The following is a 686-nucleotide window of genomic DNA, read 5'->3' on the forward strand; positions in this document are numbered from 1 at the left end:
GCCGGTGGGCCAGGGCGGCCGCCTCGCCGCGGCTGGAGACGCCGAGCTTGGCCAGGATGTTGGAGACATGGACGCTCACCGTCTTCGGGGAGATGAACAGTTCCTCTGCCATCTGCCGGTTGGTGCGGCCGGCCGCGAGCCTTCGCAGGACCTCCTGTTCCCTGGCGGTGAGGCCGAGCTCCGCGGCCGGGTCGGCCGGGGCGGTGGCGGACTTGCCGGGGCCGGGGGTCAGGGCGAGGCGGGCGCGGCGGGCCGAGCGGGTGACGGTGTCCATGAGGGGCCGGGCGTCCATGTGGGTGGCGACGGCCGCGGCCGGCCGGAGGAGTTCCAGCGCACGGTCGCGGTCGCCCGTGCCGCCCGATCTCAGCAGCGCCCCGGCCCGCGTGGTGCCTCCACCCTCCGCTGTCTGAGGGGGCCTCAGAATCCGCGCCGGGCACGCGTAAGGGGCCTCGGGGAGCCCGTGACATGTGCCCGGATTCCCTAAGGCCCCTGGGATCGCTGAGGTCGCTGACGCCCCGAGTTTCCCGGGCGGCGAGGGCTATCGCCCGCTCAGCTCGCCGACGGCAGTGCCAGCAGCGCGTCCGAGTACTTCAGGACCGCCAGCAGCAGCCCGATGACGCCGAGCGAGACGCCCGCAGGCCCCCTGGATCAAGTCGGTGGCCTGGGCGGGCGTCTCCCTCGCCGTC

General features: G+C 74.5%; 1 pseudogene. It reads right to left on the reverse strand.

What is annotated here, in order from left to right:
* A pseudogene (locus CCN72_RS38495) lies at nt 1-379 on the reverse strand (helix-turn-helix transcriptional regulator); the annotation flags it as partial.
* Nucleotides 380-686: the final 307 nt, after the last annotated feature.

The sequence above is a fragment of the Streptomyces murinus genome (assembly GCF_002154555.1).
Taxonomy (GTDB): Bacteria; Actinomycetota; Actinomycetes; order Streptomycetales; family Streptomycetaceae; genus Streptomyces; species Streptomyces murinus.